At 58.7% G+C, this 23,996-nt stretch carries 18 protein-coding genes and 3 pseudogenes; 14 read left to right on the plus strand and 7 right to left on the minus strand.

Annotated features, from left to right (window positions below):
* The first annotated feature begins 171 nt into the window (after window positions 1–171).
* The 8 genes from C7I87_RS28080 to C7I87_RS28115 all read left to right on the plus strand — a co-directional run bounded on the left by C7I87_RS28080 (window position 172) and on the right by C7I87_RS28115 (window position 10,639).
* Window positions 172–876, plus strand: coding sequence for a hypothetical protein (locus tag C7I87_RS28080; protein WP_149907282.1), 705 nt, complete (start codon window positions 172–174; stop codon window positions 874–876).
* Between the two features lie 11 nt (window positions 877–887).
* Window positions 888–2,285 (plus strand): hypothetical protein, encoded by a 1,398-nt coding sequence (locus C7I87_RS28085; RefSeq protein ID WP_149907283.1) that lies wholly within the window; start codon window positions 888–890, stop codon window positions 2,283–2,285.
* Between the two features lie 86 nt (window positions 2,286–2,371).
* Complete coding sequence (locus C7I87_RS35395) at window positions 2,372–4,306, plus strand: hypothetical protein (protein WP_188394026.1); 1,935 nt, start codon at window positions 2,372–2,374, stop codon at window positions 4,304–4,306.
* 373 nt (window positions 4,307–4,679) lie between these two features.
* Window positions 4,680–6,788 (plus strand): polysaccharide pyruvyl transferase family protein, encoded by a 2,109-nt coding sequence (locus tag C7I87_RS28095; RefSeq protein ID WP_188394027.1) that lies wholly within the window; start codon window positions 4,680–4,682, stop codon window positions 6,786–6,788.
* A gap of 11 nt (window positions 6,789–6,799) precedes the next feature.
* Window positions 6,800–7,567 (plus strand): glycosyltransferase family 2 protein, encoded by a 768-nt coding sequence (locus C7I87_RS28100; RefSeq protein ID WP_149907285.1) that lies wholly within the window; start codon window positions 6,800–6,802, stop codon window positions 7,565–7,567.
* Between the two features lie 111 nt (window positions 7,568–7,678).
* Window positions 7,679–8,863: a hypothetical protein gene (locus C7I87_RS28105; RefSeq protein WP_149907286.1), complete on the plus strand. Its 1,185-nt coding sequence runs from the start codon at window positions 7,679–7,681 to the stop codon at window positions 8,861–8,863.
* A complete protein-coding gene (locus C7I87_RS28110; protein ID WP_149907287.1) occupies window positions 8,860–9,642 on the plus strand; it encodes a glycosyltransferase family A protein in 783 nt (260 codons plus the stop codon). The genes C7I87_RS28105 and C7I87_RS28110 overlap by 4 nt, the downstream gene beginning before the upstream one ends.
* A gap of 151 nt (window positions 9,643–9,793) precedes the next feature.
* A complete protein-coding gene (locus C7I87_RS28115; protein ID WP_149907288.1) occupies window positions 9,794–10,639 on the plus strand; it encodes a class I SAM-dependent methyltransferase in 846 nt (281 codons plus the stop codon).
* A gap of 76 nt (window positions 10,640–10,715) precedes the next feature.
* On the opposite strand, the pseudogene C7I87_RS28120 reads toward C7I87_RS28115, so the two are convergent.
* The 5 genes and pseudogenes from C7I87_RS28120 to C7I87_RS28140 form a co-directional block, all read right to left on the minus strand.
* Window positions 10,716–12,105, minus strand: a pseudogene (locus C7I87_RS28120) (IS66 family transposase); the annotation flags it as partial.
* 69 nt (window positions 12,106–12,174) lie between these two features.
* Window positions 12,175–12,531 carry an IS66 family insertion sequence element accessory protein TnpB gene (gene tnpB / locus C7I87_RS28125; RefSeq protein WP_149907289.1) on the minus strand — a complete coding sequence of 119 codons (357 nt, stop codon included), beginning with the start codon at window positions 12,529–12,531 and terminating at the stop codon, window positions 12,175–12,177.
* Window positions 12,528–12,968, minus strand: a complete 441-nt coding sequence (locus C7I87_RS28130; protein ID WP_149907290.1) for an IS66-like element accessory protein TnpA — start codon at window positions 12,966–12,968, stop codon at window positions 12,528–12,530. The genes tnpB and C7I87_RS28130 overlap by 4 nt, the downstream gene beginning before the upstream one ends.
* 310 nt (window positions 12,969–13,278) lie before the next feature.
* The gene (locus C7I87_RS28135; RefSeq protein ID WP_188394028.1) at window positions 13,279–14,070 is read right to left on the minus strand and encodes a class I SAM-dependent methyltransferase; all 792 of its coding nucleotides are present in this window, start codon (window positions 14,068–14,070) and stop codon (window positions 13,279–13,281) included.
* 146 nt (window positions 14,071–14,216) lie between these two features.
* Window positions 14,217–16,733 (minus strand): rhamnan synthesis F family protein, encoded by a 2,517-nt coding sequence (locus tag C7I87_RS28140; protein WP_188394029.1) that lies wholly within the window; start codon window positions 16,731–16,733, stop codon window positions 14,217–14,219.
* A gap of 461 nt (window positions 16,734–17,194) precedes the next feature.
* On the opposite strand from C7I87_RS28140, the gene C7I87_RS28145 reads away from it, so the two are divergent.
* Window positions 17,195–17,512: a hypothetical protein gene (locus tag C7I87_RS28145; protein ID WP_149907293.1), complete on the plus strand. Its 318-nt coding sequence runs from the start codon at window positions 17,195–17,197 to the stop codon at window positions 17,510–17,512.
* On the opposite strand, the gene C7I87_RS28150 is transcribed toward C7I87_RS28145, so the two are convergent.
* Entirely contained in the window at window positions 17,503–18,339 is an 837-nt protein-coding gene (locus tag C7I87_RS28150) for a sulfotransferase (RefSeq protein WP_188394030.1), read from the minus strand. The genes C7I87_RS28145 and C7I87_RS28150 overlap by 10 nt on opposite strands.
* Before the next feature lie 336 nt (window positions 18,340–18,675).
* Here C7I87_RS28150 and C7I87_RS28155 point away from each other — a divergent pair, with 336 nt between their 5' ends.
* Window positions 18,676–19,902 (plus strand): acyltransferase family protein, encoded by a 1,227-nt coding sequence (locus C7I87_RS28155; protein ID WP_188394031.1) that lies wholly within the window; start codon window positions 18,676–18,678, stop codon window positions 19,900–19,902.
* 44 nt (window positions 19,903–19,946) lie between these two features.
* Here C7I87_RS28155 and C7I87_RS28160 read toward each other — a convergent pair.
* A pseudogene (locus C7I87_RS28160) lies at window positions 19,947–20,258 on the minus strand (MucR family transcriptional regulator); the annotation flags it as partial.
* On the opposite strand from C7I87_RS28160, the pseudogene C7I87_RS28165 reads away from it, so the two are divergent.
* The 4 genes and pseudogenes from C7I87_RS28165 to C7I87_RS28180 all read left to right on the plus strand — a co-directional run.
* Window positions 20,246–20,789 (plus strand): annotated as a pseudogene (locus C7I87_RS28165) (transposase); the annotation flags it as partial. The pseudogenes C7I87_RS28160 and C7I87_RS28165 overlap by 13 nt on opposite strands.
* 22 nt (window positions 20,790–20,811) lie before the next feature.
* The gene (locus C7I87_RS28170; protein WP_149907297.1) at window positions 20,812–22,194 is read left to right on the plus strand and encodes a hypothetical protein; all 1,383 of its coding nucleotides are present in this window, start codon (window positions 20,812–20,814) and stop codon (window positions 22,192–22,194) included.
* A complete protein-coding gene (locus tag C7I87_RS28175) occupies window positions 22,195–22,968 on the plus strand; it encodes a hypothetical protein (RefSeq protein WP_149907298.1) in 774 nt (257 codons plus the stop codon).
* On the plus strand, window positions 22,965–23,969 hold the full coding sequence (locus C7I87_RS28180; RefSeq protein ID WP_149907299.1) for a metallophosphoesterase family protein: 1,005 nt from the start codon (window positions 22,965–22,967) through the stop codon (window positions 23,967–23,969). Before C7I87_RS28175 ends, C7I87_RS28180 begins: the two co-directional genes overlap by 4 nt.
* Window positions 23,970–23,996 lie beyond the last annotated feature (27 nt).

The following is a 23,996-nucleotide window of genomic DNA, read 5'->3' on the forward strand; positions in this document are numbered from 1 at the left end:
CCAGAAAGTGTACGTTAATGTACATGGGACCGACTGTGGCGCATCGATCGCTGCCGATAGCGAGGGTCGACCATCGGGCCGGCCCGCCGGGTGCCACCCCTGGCATCGGTCACTTTGCATTGCCCAGAACGCCGGCGACACCCAGAAGAAATTTGCGATTTCGCCAAACTTTTGGACATCCTGTCAGGCCGTCACAACCGTTCCAAAAAATGCCAGGCGGGCTGGCTATCCTCGCCGAACTCGGGTAAATTAAGCGCCGCCGGAACAACGCGAAAACTCGGGCGCTTCGCATCGCCGCAGGCCAGCCTGCAAAACGTCAACGGATCCATTCACAGCCATCATCGACTTGATGCGAAGCGCCGCTTCGCTCGCTGTGAAATGCCCGAGGATAGTGCGATGCCGGAACCCACGCTGCCAATCCACTCCACCGATGAAAGCATCAGCGCTCGCTTGGAGCGTTCTGCAAAGTACCTGGCCAATGTTGGTGATGCTGATCTCGCGTTGCTGAACTGCCTTTGTGGCGTGCAGGAAATCCTGCTGGCGACATGCGAGAGCGACGATCTGGCGGAGCGCTTTCCAGCCCAAATGCCAAGACTATCTCGACTGATCGCAGACGCCTGCCCGATTATGGCCGCGCGGGGTGTGATGTCGCCAGAGCGCCTGTATTGGGGGATGGGTCGCACCAATGATCTGCTGGCGCCGACTGGGGCCAAGTTGCGGATCGCGCGTATCAACTATGTCGCGATCTTCGTGGCGGAACTCTCGATCGCGCTGCACCGCCAGCAACTGACGCTCACCGGCTTCGATATCTTCGAAGATGTGTTCGCCAGAAGTTTGTCGAATGATCTCGCGGAACCCGCTCCGGCTATTCACTGAAGGAGGCCAAATTGACGTCGATCAAGGCAAGCCCATTTTTTAACTCACCTCAGTTCGCACAGGCCGCGGCGAACCTCTCCAGCCTGTTCGAGCCGCCTTCCGGCGCCGACGCGGCAGGATGGGCCGAAGCCAATTCGCGGAAGGCCGCGGCGTCGCGGTTGGCTGATTTTTACGACTACGCCAAGTCACCCAACTACGATCAGGCGACTGCCGATCGTCTCGGCGTCGGCGCTGGCATCTATCAGCCAAACCAGAGCTACTATTCGGTCAATCTCGGCGATCAGACCACACGTCGGGGCCAGGACGTGACAGCGGCCACGTCTCGCGCGAACAATGCCGACGACAACGCTCGATCCATTCAGACCAACTCAGCGGACAATGCCCGCGCGCTGGAGACGAACCGCGTGAGCGAGCTTGGCAAGTTCTTCCAACCGCTCAGCGAAGGCCAGGTGCGCCCCGAAGTGCCCTCCGACATCGCTGGTAATTTTGGCGTCGCCCATGATCTCCCGGCGGCTCAGGGCCGCGCGAAGGCGCTGTCGGAGACGGAGGTGCAGGGCGATCTTGTGCAAAAAATGCGTGACGCCGGCCTGATCAGCGACGAAATGGTTGTCGACCGCTATGCGGGCGAGAAAGCACCCGTGCAAGCCGTCGTGGACGGCAGGCCGACGTTCATGTCGCCTGGCGCGGCGGTGCGCGCTGGCGCGCAGCCGGTCGAGACGAAGGGCCAGACGATCAACGTCGGCGGCAACAACGACATCGGCACCATCCCGGCCGGGATGCAAGTTATTCGCGATGCTCAGGGCAACGTCGCCGGCATGAAGCCGATTCCGGGTGGGCCGGCGGCGAAAGCTGAAGCGGATGGCGCGGCTCAGGTCGCGGCCAAAGGTCAGACGCGCAACACGTCCGCGAACATCGTCGTCGACGACATTGATCGCGCATTGGCGAAAATCGACGAAAACCCGATGCTGAATACGGGTGTTGGCGCGGCGATCACAGGTGCCGTGCCTGGAACCCCGGCGTTCAACACGAGCGCCTTGATCGACACCGTCAAGGCTAATGCCGGCTTCGACAAACTGCAGGCGATGCGTGAAGCGTCCCCGACAGGCGGCGCCCTTGGTGCTGTTTCCGACGCAGAAAACCACATGCTGCAAGCCGCCATCGGCAACCTGAGCACGTCGCAGGATCGAACGCAGCTGCAGTACAATCTAAAGCGCGTATCGAACATCTATCGCGACATCATCGACGGCCTCGGCAACGGTCAGCGCTACGACCTCAAAACGGGCGCGCTAGTCGGCGGTTCCGCACCCGCTCAAGGATCCGGCCCGTCGGGTGTGGTTGACGGCACCGTCATTCAGAATTCCGCAGGCGACAAGATGGTGCGTCGCGGCGGCAAATGGGAAGCGATGTGATGGCTGACGATCTCCCGCACGGTTTCCGCATCGTTCCACAGCCTGGCAACGTGCCACCGGCAAGCCCCATGGGGCCGTTTCCCGGTATGCTGGAACAGGGCAACATCGATCTGAACGCGCGCCCGATCGTCAAGAACGCCGACGGCTCCTACAGCACCGTGCGATCGATGTCGTTCGGCGACGACGGCGGTCGCGAGATCCTGGTGCCGACGGTATCGCCGGACGGCAAGATCATGAGCGACAGTGCTGCTGCGGACCTGTACGGCAACACCGGGCAGAACCTTGGCAAGTTCGACACGCCGGCCCATGCCAACATGTACGCCGAAGCGCTCCACAAAGCGCAGGATCAGCATTACGGCGCACAGGCGGCGCAGCCTGCCACTGATGATCTGCCGCCAGGCTTCAGCATCGTTTCGCAGCCGCAAGCGGCACAGGGCGTCAACCAACCGGAAGGCGTTCCGACGTACGTCCCGCCCGGCGTGGAAGGCTACGACCCGAAAACGGGCGAGGTTCAGCAGTACGGCAAGGCCGGCTCCGCAGCCATGGGCGCCGCCAACGCGACGACGTTCGGTTTCGGCGACGAACTGGCGTCCTACCTCGCCAGCACGTTTTCGGGCGTTCCGCGCGACCAGGTGCTTTCGCAAATGCGTGGCAATGCCGACAAGGCGCAGTCCGACAACCCGAAATCGTATCTGGCCGGCGAGGTCGGCGGCGGCTTGGCCCAGGCAGCAGCCACCGGCGGCGCGGGCTTCGGTCTGAACGCCGCGCGCACTGGCGGGGCACTCGGCCGTGTGGCTCTCGGTGGCGCTGCCGACGGCGCGATTTACGGCGCCGCCAATGGCGCCGGCAACGCGGACGGCGAATTCATGGATCGGCTGCGCGGTTTGCTGACTGGCGGTACGATCGGCGCGGCCGTCGGCGGCGCGGCGCCCTACGCGACGTCCGCACTCGGCAGCGTAGCTCGCAAGATCGTCAGTCCGTTCGCATCGACGCCCGAACGTGAGGCCGCAGTCGACGTGCTTGCCCGTGAAGGCGTTCCTGTCACGGCCGGCCAGCGCACGGGCAGCAAGGTGCTCCGTTACGCCGAAAGCGAGCTCGGCGGGGCGAAAGCTGCGAACATGGCGGAGCAGCAGGGCGAGGCTTTCACCGACGCGGCCCTGCGCAAAGCCGGCGGCGCTGGTCGCGCGACGCCCGACAACATGGCCGCGTTGCGAGATACGCTCGGCCAGGAATTCGAATCGATCTCGTCGCGAAATACGCTCACGGCGGATCCGAAGCTAGGCAACGATATCGGCACGACGCTCAACCGCTACGACAAGTTGCTTGAGGCGCAGCAGAAGCCGATCATCAACGGACTGGCCGACGACATCGTCCAACGCCTGCAAGCGAACGGCGGCAAGTTGCCAGGCGCCGAATACCAGACGATCCGTTCCGATCTGTCGCGGGCCTCCAGTTCGACGGGCAACCAGACCCTGGCGGCGGCCTTTCGCGGCCTTCGTGACGCGCTCGACGGCGCGATGGACCGGTCGATCAGCCCCGCCGATGCCGCGCGCTGGGCCGAACTCCGCAGCCAGTACGGCAACATGAAGGTGCTGCAGCGCGCGTCCGTCGGGGGCGGTGCGAATTCTGGCCTCGGCCTGATTTCGCCCGCACAGTTGCGCAATGCCGCAGCTTCCGGCAATCGCGAAGGCTTCGCGACCGGGGCCAGCGATTTCGCCGACATGGCGAAAGCCGGCCAGGCTGTGATGACTGAACTGCCGAATTCGGGAACCGCGGCGCGATCGGCCGTTCGTAGCGTCGGAGTGCCGCTATCCGCCGGCGTCGGCGGCATGGTCGCAGGATTGCCCGGCATGATTGCGGGAATGGCCGTGCCGCGCATCGCCGGCAGTACATTAATGTCGCGACCGGTGCAGGCCTATCTCGGCAACCAGGTGGCCGCCGGATCGACTGACCCGGTGACGAACGCCATCTTAGGTGTGATAACGAGGCAAGGCGCCACCCCAGCGTTTACAGGGAACTAAAAAAGCGAAAAGACAACCACGCTTGGCCGGGCCTTCTACTTTCACTGGAACGGATTGTCCCTCAGGAGGCCTGCCTGGATTTGCCAGGAAACCGACGATGAAGCCGCCGATACCCCTTTTCGATTGCTCTTCTGACGAAGATATCCACCGCTCCAAGCCGGATGTTCGCCGGATATTCGTGAACCTCATTGTCCGCCGCGGCGTCCGAAGCCGTCGCCTCAAGCCATCGGGAGCACCCCGTGGCCTCGAGCGTTGATTTTTGCCGTCACGCTCCTTATGCCTAACCGCGGGTCCAATAGCACGCGGTGACCCTCCTACTCACCGCGCCCTAGCGCGAAGGGCCGTGTCGGTTTGCATTTGGCGGGATATCTGGGTGACCCTGTATCTGAAGCAATATTCGGCTGTTCCGAATGCTGGTGATGTCGCAAGCGCATTAATCACATCGCGAATTTCGGGAGAAGACGTCCGGATTGTGGGCGAACCGCCCTGTAATAGGCCAAATCTTGTCGGCCTTGGCTCAATACTACACTGGGCGGACGAAAATTCCATAATATGGGGATCCGGATTTATTTCAGAAAACGTGATACTACCCGTAAACCCTAAATCAATTGCCGCCGTCCGGGGACTCCTGACCTATGATCGCCTGCGACGCCAAGGGTTTCCATGTGCCGCTGTATTCGGGGACCCAGGGGTCTTCATTTCGGATATGTACCCTCGCAGCGAGACTACCTTACCACTTGGCATTGTGCCGCACTATGTTGATGCAGATGAGCCGTTTGTGCAACGAGCTCGTGAGGATGGCGCTGAAATACTGGATGTTCTGTCGCCATTCGACAAATTTATACGCACGCTGAGCGCCTGCGAAAGAATAATAACCTCAAGCCTACACGGGCTTATATTCGCACACGCCTATGGCATACCGGCCGTTTGGGTGAAGCTGTCCGGTCGCGTGGTTGGTGATGGCTTCAAGTTCATGGACTATTATTCTTCCGTTGGCATCAAGGGTTTGGACGTCCCTCTTTTCGGCCCGGATGCTTCTTTATCTGTTTTGGAACGAAACTGCAGTTTGCCGCCTTCATCCATAGACAAAGTTGCCCTTCGCGAGGCTCTCCTGGGGGAGCTGCCGAAATTGCGAATGCCTGGCGGTAGACACCGCATCGCGAACCAGCGTCAGGCTGATCCATTTGAGCACCTACGCGAGGCCGCACGCCCGAGAGTCGCAGAGCGCGTCGCAAAGTCGTTGCTCTTCGATCCCGAGGAATATTTGTCTTTGCACGAAGACCTGCACAATCCGCCTATTGAGCCGTTCCAACACTATGTGTGTTCGGGCCTCTATGAAAAGCGGAGGGTCACCGCAGCGCGCAGCCTGGCCCGGGTGCTTGGGACAGTGCAGGCTGATTACCCTTTGCTCGCCAAGCGCCATATTGCCAAGTTTGAGGCCGACCAACTCGATGTGCGCAAGCACGCTGAGTTTGTGTCTCAAACGGAAGTCGCGGTATACCTTCATTCTCGCTCAAATTACGATGCCTACCCCATCGCCCAGGCGCTCGTTTGCGCCCTACGCGCTGCTGGCGTGACATGTCACTTAGCAAACGAGCACACTGAACTGCCAAGTCGTACGACGGTTTCCATTGTCGTTAGCCCTCACGAATTTTTTGAAGACGACGTTCCGGAAACGTTTCGTCGGCCGGAATTCGTCATGAATTGCGTGATGTTGAATACGGCGCAGGCATTCTCCTCGAGGTTTGTTTCGGATCTGCCCTGGCTCTATATGGCGGCAGGAATACTGGATCTGGTCTTTCAGACTAGCATGCTATGGGAGCGATGCGGGGTACCGGCATCTCATGTGTGGCCGCCGTTGGCGATCGAACAACGCAGCCAGATGATCGACGACTTCGATCCTTCCAATGCCCTCGTCAACTGGATGTCGCCAGACACGCTCAAGCGAGTTGGGGCGATCGAGCCCATCGCGGATCGGCCGCTGGACATCTTGCTGACTGGCTACGAGACACAGCCGCGGACGCAATTTCTCCTGCGCAACGCAAGGTATCTGGCATCGAAGGATTGCTTCTTGGGCTATGAAAATGTGCCGGACGCCCCACTTCCTTACAACGAATCCACCCGCGCGCGCCAAGCCATCTACCTTGGAATTTCGATGCTATCTAAGAGCGTGATCGATATCAGTCGTTACCAAATCGGGTCTTTAAATTGGACGCGAGCGATGGCGCTGGGTTTTTCATGCGAGACGCCCCTGGTCACGACCGCAAGCCTGCAAACTCCTTTCTTTCAACCCGACCTGCACTACTTTGAGGCGCCGGGCAGACACATGGATGGGGTCGTCCGCTGGGTGATTGACTCTAAAGATGGTCTTTCCCGCGCCCAAACCCACGCGGCCGAGGCCCGCAAGGTTCTGGACACTCGGCTGACTTCAGCCCGGGTAGGGCGCCAGATCATCTCGTTTTTGGCCAGACTGTCGTCTTGAGCGGGTCCACGATGCCTGACTTACTGCCCTTTCCTGTAATGAGCGCCACGATTTTCGAGTCCGAAGGCCAAAGGCGGGCCGGCACTTGCGTAACTGTCGTGGTCAGTTCCTACAACTACGATCAATATCTGTTAGAAACGCTCGCGAGCGTAAGCGCCCAGACCCACGATAACCTAGAGCTCATTATTGTCGATGACCACTCAACCGATCGATCGCTCGAGTTGGCAAAATGCTGGATAGCGGACAATCAAGCGCGATTTTGGCGCGCGAAACTGCTGGCTCACGACGAGAACTACGGCCTATTTCAATCGAGAAACACCGGCTTTGAGCACGCCCATGCCGAATACATTTTCGCGTTAGATTGCGATAACATTCTTTATCCTCGAGCCATCGGCAAAATGGTAGCCGGTTGTATAAACGCTGCAGCACAAGTTGCTTACAGCCAGCTAGAATTCTTCGATGAAGTATCTGGGATCGGCTGCGTCGGCGTATGGGATCCGGCGCGCCTGGCGAAAGGAAATTACATCGATGCGATGGCATTGATCAAAAAGTCTGCGTGGCATTCCGTTGGAGGCTATAGCCGCCTGATCAGCCCTGGGTTCGAAGACTATGACCTCTGGTGCAAGTTTGTCAGGCAAGGGTTCTACGGAGTGTTCATTCCAGAAGTGCTCTGCCGGTACCGCATACGCGGGAAATCGATGCTAAGGCGAATGAGCGAGCAGGAATTGGACGAGTCCTACTGCGAGATGATCATGCGCCATCCCTGGTTGAGGATGTGACTAGCCGTGACCAGAACTTTTGACGTAGGCAACTGCCAGACCGGTCGTTTGAATTGCACGCTGTACCGTCTGAATATCACCTCACCAAAAAACAATCCGAGCTGACCACCCATGGCATCGCACAAGCGCAGCTCACTTGATCGGACTGTGGCAATTGCCAAAAGCAATCTCGCCAGAGGTTGGGAACGGCTTTTCCGACGTAGCTCCATCCATTTGATAGAGGCAGGCGACACTTCAGAGATCGGTACCCCTCAAAATGGGCTCGATGCCCCACAAAACGAACCAATTGACCATCGGGGGAACCTAGCCAGAACTGTTGCTGAGTACGACACGACCCCTGAAGAGCGGGATTTTCTTGACTTTGTCGCGGCTCAATTCGATCCAGAAACGTACCTTGAGATCAACTCCGATGTCGCGGCCGCCGGACTGGACCCAGCTAGGCATTGGCTCGATCATGGTCTGAAGGAGGGGCGTCGCATTTCTCCGTTTGTCGACGTGTGTTGCGGAGACGTGGCAACCTCATTCTTCTGCAGGAAGTGGACGCACTATAGGTGGCGCGGGATGGTCGTAGCAGTGCGGACGGCGTCGCCTATTCCGCAAGAAATTGTCAAGCAGATCGTCAATCAAGCGCGATATGACGCGGGCGTTCTGGCTCCCGGCGAAAATGCAATTCCCAACCTCCGCAAATTTTACGCATTCGACTTCGCCTCAAGAGATAGCCTTGACGTCGACGGTCTGCTTGTTTCGATACCCCGACCTCCCGACGTGCTCTTGATCGCAGATCGATTGGGGCCGGACCCAGTTGGAGAATTCGTGGCGAATTTAGTCGACGGTCTTAGCGGGGCCGGCCGCTCAACCCAAGTCATAGCCACCGAACAAATTTCGTCCGAATTAGATGCGATCAACGACCCCCTCCTGTTGGCGCGCCTTCGGAAGGCAAGCATCTTGTGCTGGCTCGACTTCGTTCGAGACGGTCGCGGCGCAAGTTATCTTTGGGACATTTCCCGCGATGCGACGAGCGGAGCAAACCTTGCGCTGCTTGTGAACGGCTTGCGGCCAAAGGCCGTCGTTGTTTTAACCGGTCAGATGGGACTTGATATGCTCAGGAGGTTTGGGCGCGGGCTGTCACAAAACAGTCCGCTCTATCGCGTGCAACTGGGCAGTCCCCACGATCGTTTCGGGGCAACGCGAACAGACGACCGCTCTGGCGAGACGCCTCGTTTTGCGACCTTCGTCACTGACAATGCGCGCGCCGAGGTAATCCTGCGCGACCACTTGCTTGGGCCTTCGTCATGACCACCCCTGACATCACCGCAACCATCGTTTTTCACACGGAAGGTGATTTCGCCACTCCGGCGCTGCAAAGCTTACGCGAAGTGGTGGATGTGGCGCGATCGGCGGGGCTTCTCGTCCAGACGCAGGCGATCCTCGATCGTCCCGACTCTCTAACCAAACAAATCGTCGCCTCCCGCGGGAGCTTTCTCGATCGGGTGCAAGAGGTGTCATTCGGCAATGCGGCGATGTCTCGCAATGCTGGGGCCGTCCTTGCGCGGGGAAGATTTCTCGCCTTCTTTGATGGAGACGACTTATGGGGTGAGCAATGGCTGCGTGAGGCCCACGCGGCTGCTACGGACCCCTCGGCCGCAGCTTTGGCGGTGTGGCATCCAGAGGTCGTCTATTGCTTCAGCAATGGCGATCTCAACCGACAATCGGGGACGAGTACGCCAGGCGCCGGGACTCAGTCTTTTCATTTGATTCACGAGCCGAGCGATGCCCCTGGGTTCAATCGGTCATCCCTTGCGATGAACTATATCTGGACAGCAAATGTATTCGCGCCGCATGAAGTGCATCGGCGTCATCCTTATAAATTTGGCAATGAGGCTGATGGCTTCGGAGTCGAGGACTGGTCCTGGCATATTGAGACAACCTGGGACGGAATCCCTCATCGTGTGGTGCCCGGAACAGTCCATATAGTTCGAATTAAGGACCAAGCCTTGTCCTTGGGGCATCATAACGTGCGCCAGTCAATGTTGCCGATTCTGCCGGCATCCTTTCGATGGTCCGATCGCGGGTAGCGGACATTTGCTGACGTGGATTAGACTGTGGCCAAACGATGCCCTACCGTCGAATGGTTCGCGCTCTCTTAGCACGAAGACATTGACATCAGAGGGCGCCTCCGCTCCGTGATATGGCGCAGACGCACATTCCGAAGGACTACCTACGCTCATGTCGAAAACAGCGTTCAGCCCGGCGTCCTGGCCATTTTCACTGCCGGTCGAAACTCCTGTCGACTCTATTCAAGCAGAAGCGGATCGCCTCGGCGCAGCCTCTCAATACGGTTGGGGTCACACCATCGATTTTGGCCCCTTTCGCAAAGAAGGTTTGCTGGGCGAAGACTATCTGACAATAGCTGGCGCGCTCGATCACTGGGCATTCTGGCCAACACGCCTCGATGGGATGCGTGTGGCGGATATCGGTTGCTTCACTGGCGGTTTGAGCTTGCTGATGGCACACCGTGGCGCCGAGGTCGTGTACGCCTTGGACGAAATTCCTGAACACTTGGCTCAATGTGAATTTCTTGCTTCAACTTTCGACGCAAGGGCCGTGCGGCCGATGTTGGGAACGGTCTACAAAATCCATGAGATGATTCAGCCTTCAAGCCTCGATCTTATTCTTTTCGCCGGCGTTTTGTACCACCTCAGCGATATGCTGGTCGGCCTCCATGCACTTCGCTCGCTTCTCAAACCCGGCGGCTCATTGATCATCCAAAGCAATGCAGTCGAGGACTTCGAACACTCTTATGCCAACTTCGGTCGATTTTTCGCTGGAACGTGGTGGCAGCCAACGGGGCTGTGCATCAAAGACATGTGCGAGCATATGGGCTACGCCGATCCCGAAGTGAAATTTTACGGCACCAATTTGTGCGTAGGCCGCGCTGTACGCTCGACTGATGAAATTCCGTTTAGGCGCGGGCTGAATTGGCCATTCGACGATCTGCGGGACCGTCGACCAAGGACACTTGACTGGAGCATTTTGGCTCCTGCGCCTCGACAACCCCCTGGCAAGGGTTGAACGTGGAGGCGCTAGTTGTCCTGAGTTCGCACCCGGCGGCCGAAGCAGCGGACTAGCCCTAGTCTAGTCTAGGTATGCAAGTTTCGATCAGAGAAGCGACCACAGCCCAATGCTCGGCTCCGCCGTCAGAGCCAGCGAAGAGGGCGTTCTTCCGGTTGAGCGCGATCGGGCGGATCGAACGTTCGACGGTGTTGCTGTCGATCTCGATGCGGCCGTCACCGATGAAGTGCGTGAGCCCTTCCCAGCGTGACAGCGTATAGCGGATCGCCTCGGCGAGCTTCGTCTTCTGGCTGATCAGGCCGAGCTTCTCGCGCAGCCACGGCTCGAGCTCGGCCAGGATCGGTCGGCTCCTTTCCTGGCGCACGGCAAGACGTGCGTCTGCCGGCTGGCCGCGGACGTCGTCCTCGACGCGATAGAGCTCTGCGATGCGCCGGAGCGCCTCGCTCGCGATCGGCGCCGGACCGGCTGCGGCGAGTTCGTAGAAGCGCCGGCGCACGTGCGCCCAGCAGAAGGCGAGCGTTGCGCCGCTCTTGTCGGCGAGCACCCGATAGCCGCCATATCCGCCGACCTGCAGGATTCCGGCAAAGCCCGCCAGATGAGCGATCGGTCGCTCCGCCTTTCGGTCCGGCGCATAGACATAGGCGACGCCCGGCGGGTCGCTTCCGTTCCATGGTCGGTCATCACGAGCGTAGGCCCAGAGTTGCCCGGTCTTGGTCTTGCCGCGGCCGGGATCGAGCACCGGCGCCGTGGTCTCGTCGGCAAAGAGTTTCGGCGAGGCTTTCAGCTTCTCCAGCAGCCGCTCCTGGACTGGACGCAGATGCCAGGCGGCGCGGCCGACCCAGTCGGCGAGCGTGGAACGGTCGAGGTTGATGCCCTGCCGGGCATAGATCTGCGCCTGGCGATAGAGCGGCAGGTGATCGGCATATTTGGAGACCAGAACCTGGGCGACCGTTGCCTCGGTCGGCAGACCGCCCTCGATCAGCCGGCGCCGGAGCCTGCACGACCACGTCCTCGCAAGCACGACAGGCATATTTGGGCCGGCGCACGACGATCACGCGCAGTTGCGCCGGCACGATATCGAGACGTTCGCTGACGTCTTCGCCGATCCGGTGAAGGCCGTTGCGGCAGCAGGGGCAGGCAGGGTCCCCGATGTCGACGACCATCTCGATGCGCGGCAGATGCGCCGGCAGCGCGCCCCGGTTCGCCCGCCGCTTTGCGGTGCGCTCCCTGCGCGCGGCAGGATCGGCACGATCGGCCTCTTCCTCGCCTGCCGCTTCGATCTGCTCGGCCTCCTCGAGGCCAAGGAGCAATTGATCTTCGGGCAGGCTCTCGGCGCGGCGGCCGAAGCGGTGCCGCTGCAATTCCTTGATGATCTGGGTCAGGCGGGCATTCTCGACATCGCGCGCCAGGACCATCGCCTTCAGCACATCTGGATCGTCGGGAAGCTGGTCCGCCGTCATCGCCATGACCGGATGAGACCATATCCGCCGGTGCCAAGCGACAGTGGAATTGAGGCTGATTCACTTGGTCGCGGATCAACCCGCCTGCGCCGGAGCGCGAGTCCGGCGGGCTTCATGGACGCGCCGCCAATCAAGCCCTTCAAGCAGTGCCGACAATTGAGCGGCCGTCAGCCGCATCACGCCATCGTGCACTTTCGGCCAGCGGAACTCGCCATCCTCCAGCCGCTTCGCATAAAGGCAGACGCCGCTGCCGTCCCAAAAGATCAGCTTGATCCGATCCGTTCGTTTCGCACGGAACACATAGACTGCACCACTGAACGGATCGGCGCCCATCGTCTCGCGCACCAACGCAGCCAGCCCCTCCGCGCCCTTGCGGAAGTCCACTGGTTTCGTTGCCACCATGACCTTGACGGCGCCTGTCGGCCCGATCACCACGTCGCCTTCAGCGCTCGGATCACCGCCGCAACCGTCTTGGCGTCGGCGCCGCGACCAACCCGCATGGCGATGCCGTCGATCTCAAGCTCGATCACGCCAGCATCTCGGGCCGTCTTCCGCTTCAGCGGCTGCGCTGGACGCGTCGGCGCGGGTTCCGGAGGCGGCGCCGTCACCACCGCCGGCACGAAGGCCGGAGATTCCTGCTGCACCGAAGCGGCCTGTTTGCGCGCTTCGCGCCGCCAGGCGAACACCTGCTGTGGCCTGAGACCATAACGCCGGGCGACTTCGGAAATGATTGCCTTCGGTTCCAGCGTCTCCGCGACGATCCGCGCCTTGTCATCCAGCGACCAGTGACGCCGGCCGCCAGCACCGTTGATCACCTCGAAACGCCGAGGCTGCCGCTCCGGGTCAAGCGTAAGGTCAAGTCCAGACACAAGCCTATCTCCGATCCCAATACAGGATCGGCAACCTCACAGATCGCGATCACTCCCGAAGGGTGGCCCGGAAACACCGCTTACGACGCAGCAATGCTTGGACCAGGTGTGAGCCAATGAACCACGCCCACCCAAAACAAGGCATCAGTAGGGCATATCTGAATGCGTTTCCTCAGGCTGACTCAACTGCGCCCCTGACGCTTTCCAAAGCGCCAATAGCATGCAACCACTCAGTCCATTGGCTCAAAAAACGGCCCAGTTGAAGCAGCGATCAGCAAGGCGTCGAGTACGCTACCAGCGGTGCCTTATGTCAACCGACCTTCGCCTTCCGAATCACGTAAAGGTCTTGATGTCCCCACCAAAACGCCTGTTGAAACCGGACAAGTTCGGCGCGGTGAAGCGGAGCTACTGCCGATTGGACATAGCGAAGGGTCACTGCGCTGGTGCCATAGTCGTCCGGGCTTAGGTCGCGCTGGTCGCTGTTCGAATTCCAGTAAAAACCACGATCGTCAAACTCCGCCTTGAGGCCGCCACGCTTCATATTCGCCAGAGAGACGGCGCCGTGTGTCGTGAAGATGAGAAGCCCTCCCGGAGCAACTGCAGAAAATAGGCGCTCCACCCACGCCGCAAAAGTCTTGTCGGGCGTGTGGGAAAGGAAGGATAGTGCAAAGACGACATCAAAGGAAGTGGAGACGGACCAACGAGCCGGATCGGCAGACGATACCGATCCTGGTATGCCAAGTTCGCTCGCTAGGAACGCAATGGCTTGCGGATGAATATCGCAGCAAATCCATTCCGTTCTTTGAAGCACCTTTCTGGCGTAGCGCGTCACCCGGCCATATCCCGAAGCGAATTCGAGCACATTCTTTGGTCCGTCTGGGAAGTATTCATGTACGAGACCAGCAAATCGGTTTGCGCAATCTTCGCCGCCCATGAAATAGGCCTCAATGGCCTTCTCGTGGTCAGCCGTGAAAACTGCCCGCACGAGGAAGTCAAAAAGCATGTCGTCCTGGCTGATGCGCGGCGACACCCCCTTGGTCGATGCAATGGATCGCGCCATCGGCTCAGTTGCCTTTAGCAGCCCTGGGATATCAACATTCATCAGCAGCATTACCTCTAGGAAGCATCCCTTATACAGAGCAGATTGCTGTCGGCAACCGCACGACTCCGTGTACTCGCGTCAATCTGCGCTCGGTACTTGCCCAGAAGTTGTCGCCACGTTTCGGCGAAACGGGCTTTTCTCTGCTTTTACCACGACGTCCCCGGAGCGCGCATGCCAGCTACCTCCAGTCCCGCATGACGTGCGGCGAAAGGCAGAAGACGCTCCAGTGCGTGCATGATCGTGCCGTCATAATCGGCCGGTTCCGTTGGCCAGTCGCTCCAGTCCAGCCCAAGCGTCAGCAACGGATGCAACGCCGCCGGGCGCGCCCAGAACATGTTACCAATTGGAAAATCGAAAAAATCATCCAGAGGCGTTGATATTCCAATGCGCCCCGCAAAGCCCTGAGCGATGTCCCGATTTGCACCCCAAGCTAAAAGGTGGGGGTCCTCAGCCATCAGGAGTCCAAGCTCGGAAGTTGCCGCGAAAGCGGCGGCTGCGAGGTCCAACATCGCGTACTCGCCCCCAACGAGATTCTCCCAGAGGAAGTTTCGCCAAGTGTCTCCAAGCGACGCGCCTGCCGCCAGGCTACGCTTTCCATGCACATGCCCAAACACGTCATAGGCACCGTCAACAATCTCGCGCGCGAAGCCCGTGAGGAAGGCTCCGATGTCGCGCCCACGGTTTGGGAAGACTGCGACCGAAACGGAGCCGTGGTACTGCCTGAATGTACGACGCAACTGTTCCGCCTTCTCGTGACTGTCAGTTGAGAGGAATAGGTCAACGAGGGTGCTGTTCCGCAGCAGCCTGGAACAAAGGTTGGCGGCGAGTTCGGGATAGTGGAAGTGCCCGTGCAGGGCGATCCGTTGTGTGGTGGCCGCTCGTGGCACGTTGTCTGGCGAGAACACTGTCCGTGACCACGGCCCACGTTGCCGGCCATTCCTGACCCAATGTGCAAGGGGACTTCTACGCCCTGCGAGGCAGTCTTGCTCATGGGCCTTGGCATATACCTGCGGGTGGAATCCCGCGCAGGGTCGGCGGAACAATGGATTCGCCGTCGTGCCTTCTAGACCGCCCCATAGGGACCACCGCAGAAGTGCCATGCGTTCCAGTTCGAACTCCGGCAGGACGTCGCTGTCCATCGGTAGCAGCATCGCTGGGTCTACTGCTTTGGACGACACCAGAGTTTCAAGGTCCTCCCTGTTCATCGATTCGGCCGCATCAAGTCCAAGCGCATCCAAATAGCCGACATAGCCCTTCATATCGTAGGCTTCCCGACCGACCCGCGCCACGGTGGCTCGCAGTCGGCCGATGTCGGTGCCGCCAGCGGCGAGACGACAGATTTCCTCCGCGGCGGCGTGGGTGTCTAGGTGCGGCACCACGAGATGACGCGTATCCGCGTCGGCAGAAAGAATTTCTGCCGTACCGCAGGCACCTTCAAAGCATATCGTCGGTATTCCGCGCGTCACCGCGTCGATGCCTACATTCGGTTGCGGATCGAGCCGCGAAGACATCAAGAAGGCATCCGCCCGAGCGTAGAAGGGCTCCAGATCCGCCACCGCAGGCGTCATAACGAGGCTATCGCCCAGGTCGGAATGAACCAATTGCTCCGCAAGGTAGGACGAATAGTCTTGATCGTTGACGGGATCGTATCCTTCACCGATCCAGATGAAGCGAAATCTTAGGTCGGGTCTGAGGCGGCGTGCTGCCGCGGCAACAGCAATGAACAGGTCCACTCCTTTCCGGATTTGCACAAAGCCGGCCCCAATGACCACAAAGCGACCTTCGACTTCGTCCAGCGGTCCCCCGAGAGCCTTGCCCTCGGCCGAATAGGAACCATTGGAGATCTCACGCGAGCGCGGCGGATCGTTGCGTCCCTGCGACTTTACATGAACGCCGGCTCTCACCTTCATATCAGAAAAGAATCGAGCGGATGACTCCGCAACTACGCGTGCAGGGAAAACAACATGCGAAGCAAAGTCATAAACTTGACGCATTGAATCGACCGGCCGTACATATGCGGCAAATTCATGTACTAGAGCCACTGTTGGCACACCCATCGCGACAAGGTGAGGGACAATCACACGCGTCTCGACGCTGTTTGCGACAGCGTAGAGCGGGGCGTAGACCTCGGCGATCCTCTCTGCGATCCGACTAGCGTCCGCTGAGTGACAGTACTCGGCGAGGGGGCCGATCGAGACGGCTGCGGCTGCCTCAAAATCTCGTTCCAGTTCGCCTCCGCGCAGGACTAAGGAGACGACGCGATAGCGATCCGAAAGATGTCGGATTAGATTCCACCCAAGGACCGGTGCTCCGGTGCGGGACGCCTCGTGTGACAGCACTAATACGACGGGGGCACCTTCGGTCGCCAACTGCGGATAGATCAAACCATCGGCGAGTGACACAGGCTGGCGACGTTCGTCCCGTCCGTTGTGTTCGTAGTGCCAGAGTGGGGAGATTCCAGCGGCGGCGATGTCGCCATAGCGCTCCAGGTAGTAGTATGGATCAAAGCCAGCCGACGGCCTCCAGCCCATGCGCTCGCCCGCCACAACATAGTGCAGGACGGGGTCCATGCCGGCGGGCAGGAGACGACCATATCCTGCGCCATCGAAGAGTGCACTGCTTCGCAATGAACCGGCGAGGGCCTCTGCCTCCGCCCGATTCATGGGAGGTGTCCCGCCCATTGCAGAGAGTTCCAACCAAGCAACAGCGGGTGGACCAGCGAGGCCGGTCGCCTCATAGAATGGGCGCAAGAAATCTCCGTCAAAGCCGGCGGCGCCGGCCAGCGCCGCGCTGCCGCGATAGAGCGCCCCGTCCAGGCAGCCAGAGGGCGGTAACAAAGTAGCCGCTCCAGGGAGCGGCGCCGCTAAGGCATCGCGTATGGTCGTCACGGCTGCCTCTTTGGACCCAGCATGCGATTGCGCACAAAACGTCGAAGGGGCGACGGCATAAGACGAGCCAGCCTTAGAATCCCAAATCTCTGCAGGATCGCTTCCAATCGATTTCGTAGATTGAAATATCGGTTACGCCATTCAGCTGCCTCCGCCTCAAGTGCCGCGGCCCGCGCCAGCAGATGGGAGGATGCGATCCGACGTCTGAACGCCACTCGGAGGGCATCACGCTGCCCTTGGGCAAGGATGAGTGCCGCCTCCGCGTACTCTGCCCGCTGGGTCTGCAATTGCAAAGCCTCAAGTGCCTCGCAAAGCTGTCGATCCAGCGATCTCTTGGCCTCTCGCGATGCAACGACACCGCGCGGCTCGCCCCGTACCGATTGTCTCTCAAGCGCACTCTCTTTGCTAGGCATCGCCACGACCTCGCTGGCTCGATGAACAAGGAATTCGAGCGCTGTACCCGGCACTACGCGCTTGAGAATCCCACCCAGTCGGGCTTCCTCGATTCGCATTCCGCGTCGGCGCGCCTGGACGCCAAGCAGACCTATTCATAGCCGATTTCCTTGAGATCACTTTCCCATTTCGAAAATATCGAGAGATCGCTTTCTTTGGCGTCACTTTTCCAGCGCGAAAGATCCTTGCGGGGTGATGAAGTCATGTGATCTTTAGCGCTTTGATCATATAAATCAACGACAGAGGTCATTTTCTCAACAACATCATCGGCATCGGGGAGATCGTAAAACGACAGAACACGCCTGCAGAATAGGTCAGGATGTTCCATCATTTCCTCGTATCGTAGAACGATTGATCTTCCGGCAGTACGTAGGGATAGCCAACGCACATACTGCACAAATTGAACTATCCTCTGATATAATACATTGTCTCCGGCCTCTTCACCAAAAGATATGATCCCTCTTTTCTTATTGAACGATTTTACAGAATAATAAATCGAACGCGGATCCCTAATTAAAAATATTAGTTTAACGTCTTGGCGTACTTCGGCAATCTCACGCGCGAGATCTACCCCAATTCCCTTTTCAACTGAATGTACGGCTTCCGTATTATGCTCAACATCGGCAACGTGGTTCAACATAAGCCTGGAGAATGCTATCGGATCGCCGGGCTTGAGCTTATTTAGCTGCCGGCCGAAATCCCAAACTGCCTCGTCCCCATCCTGTGCGAAGTCATAGGTTGCCTCCTGGTAGGTAACAGGGGAAAGATCGGGCGGTAAGCCAACTTTTGATGCTGCGAACAGATATTGACTAGTCCGACTTTCGTAAGGAAAGACCTGCCTGATTAGAAATGCCGGATTCTCGCGAAGCATCCGCATAAAGATTGTTGAGCCAGATCTCCCATAGGAAACGACGATCGTGAGATTCACCAATGCACCCCGTTTTTCTCCCCACCTTTGCTGCCGCCTGACGGAGGACTTAGCCCCATACGCTGACCGCCTGCAAGGTTCTGTGGGATCATTTCGCATTCTCGACAAATTGAGGTGGGTGGAAACTGCTGGCCCAGGCATTGCCTCGTGCGCGACGGCGCTCGGGAACTTCACAGATGGATTGATCGCCGTCGTCTGCCGCAAGTTTTTGTTCGGGCGGCAGAACGCGATGATTTCCAATCTCAAATGCAGCCGAAGCCTTTATGCCGGCCTCGCATTGTGTCGTGGAAAGGTTTCCAGGGAGATTGAAGCCCAGCGCCTAAAGCGATATCCAGTGTGATCGGAGGAATCAAACTGCGGTTACATGCACTTACTGGACTGCGATTTCTTGCAGCCTTTACGATCGTTCTCCATCATTTGCGGGGAAGTTTCGGGATCCCGACGGATATCTCCTTCGCCTGGAGGGCGGACATTGGTGTCACGGTATTTTTTATACTTTCTGGTTTTGTGCTCACCTATTCCTACTCGTCGCTCGGCTCTGGCAGGGTGACTGTGTGGCAGTTTTACGTAGCTAGGTTCGCCCGCATTTGGCCGGCGCATGCCGTGACCCTGCTCGCTGCGATCGCGCTTGGCGTCCCGTTCCAGCTTCAGTCTTTCATTGCCAACGCCGCGCTCGTGCAGGCCTGGATACCGACTGGTCATTACTTCTTCAGCTACAACGCCGTGAGCTGGAGCATCTCGACCGAAATGGGTTTTTATCTGCTTTTCCCGCTGCTCGTGTTGAACATCGCGACAACCTGGCCGTGGAAGTTGGCCGCAGCCCTGGGGATTTCAGTCGCCGTGGTCACCTTGGCCTGTATCATCGATTTGCCTGCCTATTCTGGCAGACAAGACGTTTTCGTCATGCAGGGGCTGGTGATGACCAATCCGCTTGCGCGACTGTTCGAATTCACACTCGGCACGGCTACCGCGGCCGTCTGGCTACGGAATCGAGACCGGCTTAGCTTTTCCTTGGTCACGTGGGCCGGCTTCGAGGCTCTATCGATCTTGTTCTTCATTTGGGGAACACGCGTCATTGGCTCAGAGCTTCAATCCATTTTCCCCACCGGCTTGTCGATGGAGTATTGGATCGGGCAAAGCCTTTCCCCGAACATTCCGATCGCTGTTGCACTGGCCGTTTTGGCGTCAAGCACCGGCCCATTGGCGCGGCTGCTGGGATCACGGCCAATGATTTTTCTTGGCGAGATTTCGTTTGCTATTTATCTCACTCACCAGCTCGTTCTTCGGTTTTTCCTAGGCCATCTGCAGATTTTAGAAGGCTGGTCTCCGTCAGTGGCGACTGCTGGGTATCTGACTGCCGTACTTGTCGCGTCGACCTTGCTGCATTTTCTTGTGGAGCTGCCGGCGCAGAATGCCATTAAAGAGTTAGCTATAAGACTGCGCGGCCACCGCATCCCAAATGCCGGGTCCGCGCTGCCGGCGCAAGGCTCTTCCTCCTGCATAAATGCTCATCCGACCTCAATCCGATTGGACAGCTCTTCTCAAAGCTCAAGCGCTGGGTGAGAAAGGCTGCAAGCCGCACCATCGAAGCCGTTTTGCGTCGCAGGCTAAGCCTTGGCGGCGTCTTTGCGCGTTTTCTTGACCGATGATTTTGCAGCTGCCGCTGTCACAGTCACCGCAGCAGCCCGAGGCATCCGTTTCGGTTTTTCCACCTTGGCTCCTTCTGGCGCCATCGGCTTGCGCCCCAACCCGATTGCCTTCGCCAGCGCCGAACGGGCGGCGGCGTAGTTCGGCGCCACCAGCGATTTGAACTTCTTTCCGTCTTCGAGGCAGATATGTAAATCCGGCGTCACCGATTTCCTGATCGATACGGCGGGTTCCCGATTCACCGCAGGCTCGGCCACAGTTTCTGCCGCGGCGTGTGGGCCACGAGGCCGGCTCGCTGTCGCCTTGGCTGCATCCCGAACTCAAGAAACTCGGCCTGCCGGCCATCTGCCTGGAGACGCAGCACGTGCGCGCCGGCTATCGGCGCGGCGCAACAAGACCGACAAGGCCGATGCGCTCGGCATCGCTCAAATCATGCTGCACCGGCTGGTTCCGATAGGCCTATATCAAGTCGGAAAGCTGCTACCGGACACGGCTTCTGCTAACCCACCGGCGCAATCTAAAGGCCAGTTCCTCGACTTGGAAAACGCCATACTGCGGTTGCGGAAGATCCGCTGTCGTCCGAGTTGATGGACGACAGACTGTCGGCGCGCGCCCCGCTATGGAGGCAGTATTGCCGGCTGCACGATCTGGTCGTGAAAATGGTGGCTCGCAGCGAATTGTGCCGACGCTTCATGGCAATCCCTGAGGTCGGCCCGGTCACAGCACCTTCGTTCATGACGGCCATCGATGATCCGTCACGCTTTCGCCGCTCACGCGACGTCGCGGCCTACTTCGGACTGACCTAGCGGCGCCGGCAACGCGCTTTTGCCGCAGAACTCGCTCACCGGCTCGGCGGGCGAGGCTGGTGACGCAACACGACGACTGGCAGCGGAGGATCCCGACCTAACGGCCGGTCTTGTGCGGCAGAATCTGGCTGATCGCTTCGGCAAGGCTAATACCGAAACCCAGGAAGGCGTTCGTGACTTCGCCGGCGCGAAGTTTCACAAGGACGTCGCGGGCAACAACGTTCGGCAGGAAGTGCTCGACGCCGTCCTGCGCGAGATACCTGGTGGGCAAGCGGCCGCGGCAATGCCGGAGGTGCTGGACGTTCTTCAGGCCACCGGACGCCGCAAGCAGATCGGTAGCGCGACGGAGTTCAATCGGTCGATGAACATGGACCTGGGCGGCGCCGCGTCCCCCGTCGGCTGGCTGTCGGCCTCGCACGCTCTTTGGGCACCTCGCTGGTCAAAGCAGGTGACGTTGCCAAGCGTGCGGCTCTGCGAAGCAATCTATGGGCTCTGGCCGACATGTTCATCGACCCTCAGTCGGTCGAACTTATCCGAAACGCGAACAACCGCGGCGCCAGGATCGGGATCGGCGAGGCTTCGGAGCGCACCGGTGCTGAGGCCGGCGGGGCACTTTCCGCCTTCCGGCCCTAATTTGGTCCGATATACAGGGGAGGAAAGGCCAAAGGCTAGGATATCGAAGCTTGCGCAAAGGCATTTTTTGCGCCACCAGTGTCAAAAACGGGGGGGTGCTAGGTTGGCTACGAGGCGCACGGCATTGCCGCCATCGTCACTGGAAGAGACGCTTTTTCTGATCGTAGAACTTCCCGACGAGCAGTTCGCCCGACTTAAGGAATGCCTTACGTCCGAATTGTCGTTTGCTCTACCGCGTGCCGTCGTGAGCGCCTTGGGTCAAGATTTGGGACTGTCCGAGAGGCAGATCTCATATCTGGCAAATTCGCTCGCCTACCTTTACGTAGCGGCACAAGACTCTCCGCTTGCGCATAATGATGCTGCCAAAGCGCTGGTCAGGGACCTCGACCTCTCGGCATTGCCCCAACCAGAGGCGGCTCTATTTTCCACCCGCTTATTGGAGTTGATTTCAAAGTCATCGGCCCACGACGCATATCGGAAGCGAGAGATGTTGAAGGGCGGTATACTGCCCGCAGCGGTCGATTTGAAAACCCTGGTCGACCTGCGGCCGGATTTCGGAGATGATAAAGAGACGCCGGTGCCGAAGTCATTCGTGATATCGATTCAGCTGAGAATAAGCACAGATTCTCGCATTGACCAAAACCGGGACCTGACCTGCCATCTCACCGAAGACGTTCTCGACGATTTTATCGCCAAGCTGCAGCGCACGAAAAGAAAAATAGACGCACTGAAGGATTTTGCTTCCTCCAGCTCTCTGGCTGTTCGTTAGATGTATCATTTTACAGAAGATTCACCAATCGCTCGATTTGATCGCGGGAACCCTGATGCGACAGAGAGGATGGTTCGGTGTACGGTCCGCAATCAGGATCTCGCGCCAACAGGGGTGCCGAAGGATGCTGACTTTCTTCATCCGATGCTCTCGGCCAGTGGAATCTTACATCGCGGTTTAAGGGATATTCCCTCACTTGGCGTCTGGCGGGAAGCCGCCAGCGCCTACAATTTCGAGCTTCTTACCTACCATCAATTCAAAGCTGGCGCCCCCGAGACAAAAACCGTCCCCCGCCAAGCGGCAATGACCCTGAGTGGCTCGTATTCCCCAAGCAAGTCAGTGCTCACTTATTGGTTTGACGGCCTGCGGCAATTTGCTCCGGCGGGAGAGTTCGCAGAGTCCGAACGGCTTATGAGCTGGTCGGATGAGGCAGAGTTGGCTGCAGAATTCGGCCGAAGGTTGGTGTCACTCTTTGGCTCTTTCGTTCAGCAGAAGCGAGGGGAGCACCCCGGCACATTTGCGCTGGTCCAAGATGGTAGAGTTGATGCTCATTTCCAGGTCGCCGTATGCGAACGGTTTTGGATTGTCCCCGACCAATGTTCTGCATTCCTCAACGCGCTCGCAACCGACTTGCTGGCGAACCTGAGCGGTGGCGTAGAAGTTTCGGGGGAGTGGGGCCGAATGAGCGCGACCGGCACCAGCGTGCGCGTCCGGCTTGAGCCGCTTCGTAAGATCGCTGAACAGAGCTTTGTGCGTGCCGTTAGAACCGAATGACACTTTTCCGGTTCATTCAGTTGTCCGATATCCATCTCTGCATCGAGCCTCGCCGGAGAAATGCTCTAGCGCTATTTAAGAGGCAACCGAGCGGCAGTCTCGATACCGCGCGCCAATGGTGGAATGGAAACTTAGCACTCAAGTTAACGCGTCCCGAAAGCTACGACCCTGACATCGTTGCTGGTGTAGCGCGGTTCGCATGGCGTTACGGTGACATAACCGACTGCATAATTGTATCAGGAGACCTGGCGACCACAGGCAGTCAGCTAGACCTAGCAACGGCGAAGGCGTTCGTCGACGCTACTCCCGTTGACCGCTTTTTTACCCCAGGTGGCTCTGTGACCTTGAAGGCGTCTCATCCCGATATCCATGTGATGGCTGGGAACCACGATCACTACCGTGATGACTACGGAAGCCCCGGAGGGTCAACCACCTTCAGCCTAAATTTTGGAAATCGGATGCCGAACCATGACGGAAAGATTTCACACACAGTTTTGAGCAAAGGGGACGAGAAGCTAGCACTGATCTTCGCTGATTTCACGCTGGACGCAAGCAATGACTGTTCAGCAATTAATGCTGCTGCCTTTTACCTAAGGTATGGTCAAGGACGCGTCTATCCGAACGTCTTAAAATCGTTGCTTCTTAGACATCATGATCTGAGGCAGAAATATAGAAACATCCATATAATATGGGTAATTCATTTTGCCCCTTTTGACTGCACGCTGAAATTGCAATTGAACGATTTCGAGGAGCTAGTTGAGGCGGCTAAATCTGCCGGGGCAAAGCAGATACTGTGCGGGCACACGCATTCCATGAAAAAGCACATAGATGGTCACTTGTCTATTTATTGTGCCGGCCCCGCTGGTGCGATTGGATCGGATGATTCGAGCTACATTCACCTCAATGAACTTGATATAAACGATGGTGTAGGGCGCTTTACGAGACGCAACTTTCTATGGTCGACCGACGCCCACGATTTTGAAGAGCGGGCGGCTGATTAGTCTACTGGCCCTTTCCGGAGAAGCTTG

Source organism: Mesorhizobium sp. SARCC-RB16n, assembly GCF_008520305.1.
GTDB lineage: Bacteria > Pseudomonadota > Alphaproteobacteria > Rhizobiales > Rhizobiaceae > Mesorhizobium.

Bases quoted from the DNA above. Each gene is read 5' to 3' on its own strand.
- C7I87_RS35395 (WP_188394026.1), top strand. From the start codon at position 2,372: ATGCTGGAACAGGGCAACATCGATCTGAACGCGCGCCCGATCGTCAAG.
- C7I87_RS28100 (WP_149907285.1), top strand. From the start codon at position 6,800: ATGCCTGACTTACTGCCCTTTCCTGTAATGAGCGCCACGATTTTCGAG.
- C7I87_RS28105 (WP_149907286.1), top strand. From the start codon at position 7,679: ATGGCATCGCACAAGCGCAGCTCACTTGATCGGACTGTGGCAATTGCC.
- C7I87_RS28110 (WP_149907287.1), top strand. From the start codon at position 8,860: ATGACCACCCCTGACATCACCGCAACCATCGTTTTTCACACGGAAGGT.
- C7I87_RS28115 (WP_149907288.1), top strand. From the start codon at position 9,794: ATGTCGAAAACAGCGTTCAGCCCGGCGTCCTGGCCATTTTCACTGCCG.
- C7I87_RS28135 (WP_188394028.1), bottom strand. From the start codon at position 14,070: ATGAATGTTGATATCCCAGGGCTGCTAAAGGCAACTGAGCCGATGGCG.
- C7I87_RS28140 (WP_188394029.1), bottom strand. From the start codon at position 16,733: ATGAATCGGGCGGAGGCAGAGGCCCTCGCCGGTTCATTGCGAAGCAGT.
- C7I87_RS28175 (WP_149907298.1), top strand. From the start codon at position 22,195: ATGTATCATTTTACAGAAGATTCACCAATCGCTCGATTTGATCGCGGG.
- C7I87_RS28180 (WP_149907299.1), top strand. From the start codon at position 22,965: ATGACACTTTTCCGGTTCATTCAGTTGTCCGATATCCATCTCTGCATC.